General features: G+C 46.4%; 1 protein-coding gene. It reads left to right on the forward strand.

All coding sequences use genetic code 11. The features are described from left to right. Window positions 1-618 precede the first annotated feature (618 nt). A partial coding sequence (locus F6K53_RS41255) for a calcium-binding protein (protein ID WP_293086122.1) occupies window positions 619-1,578 on the forward strand: 960 nt, incomplete at its 3' end.

Raw genomic sequence — 1,578 nt, forward strand, 5'->3', positions numbered from 1 at the left:
GTTGCTGGTGCCTATAACCAAGGGGATCTGATCTTTGTATAACGACTAGTACACCGTCTCGGAAATAACTGACTAGTTAAAATCTCCTTGATCTGGCCGGTTTCCCCCTGTTCTTCCTCTCCGTTAAACTGAGATCTCGAACCATTGTGATTAATCCTAGGGTGGGCAGTGCCTAGCAACGGGCAAAGCCCAGCTTGGTGAATCTGTCTGGTACACTGCCCACCCTACATGAACTGATTGAACAAGTAGTATGATTCAATTTGCATGTCACCCCTCAGACCCTTTAGGTACCCTTTAAGGTACCCTTTAGGTACCCTAAAGGGTACTGTCAAACGGTAATCTTATCCGAGATAGTATAGCGCTACGCGCAAGTAAGAAGTCAGAAGTCAGAAGTCAGAAGTAAGCTATGAGTAAGTTTCGGAGTTTACAAATGTCTTAATCTGAATGCGTAGTGCTATATCAATAGTATAATTGAATCGGCATGGCTGAATTAAGGAATGAATAGGAGTAGGGTTGGCATCCTGCCCATTCCACAAAACTCTTAAAATCATTCCATTATTAAGCAACGCCCTTATAGATACCTACTCACAATCTCTGAAAAATTCAGGAGTAAGTTTCATGAATACATTAATCGGTGGTCCAGGTAATGACACTCTAGTAGGAGACAACTGTGACGATAACCTGATCGGGGGTGCTGGCAATGACCTCTTACTAGGTGTGGGTGGCAATGACCTTCTTGATGGGGGTGCTGGCAATGACACCCTGGCAGGGGCTGCTGGGGAAGATTTACTTGATGGCAAAGATGGCAATGATTTATTAAGCGGTGGTGATGGTATTGATGTTCTAGATGGTGGTAAAGGCAATGATACCCTGATTGGCGATCGCGGAGATGACAATATCAATGGCGCAGATGGTGATGACCGACTGATTTGGAATAACGGTGATGGCAGCGATATCATGGAAGGGGGTGCTGGCTTTGATGTGGTAGAAGTCAATGGCGCAAATGGTGCCGGAGATAACTTTGCCCTCAACCCCTTTGGCCCCAGGGTACGCTTTGAGCGGTTGAATCTCGGTCTGTTCAACCTGAATGTCAATGATGTAGAACAGTTTGAGATCAATGGTCTTGGGGGTGATGACACCTTAACTGTTAATGACTTGTCCGGTACTGATGTACAGCTGGTAGTCTTTAACGGTGGTGATGGTAATGACTTCCTGGACGGAAGCCATGCTGTGTTACCTTTGGTTGGTATTGGTGGTAATGGCAACGACACCCTGATTGGCGGAGCCGGTGATGACAACCTCAGGGGTGATGCTGGCAATGATAGCCTGGTTGGCGGAGCTGGTGATGATAACCTGATTGGAGATGCCGGGAATGACACTCTGATTGGAGGTGATGGCGATGACAATCTGGTTGGTGGAGATGGTGATGATGTCCTAATCAGTGGCAACGGTATTACTACCTTTAGTTTTGACAGTGGAGCAGCTTTCAATTCAAGCAATTTGGGTCTCGATAGCATTCTTAACTTTATCGGAGGTCAAGACCGAATTAGTCTGGAACAGGACACCTTCACTGCGCTC

It is taken from the genome of Moorena sp. SIO4A1, assembly GCF_010672065.1.
Classification (GTDB): domain Bacteria; phylum Cyanobacteriota; class Cyanobacteriia; order Cyanobacteriales; family Coleofasciculaceae; genus Moorena.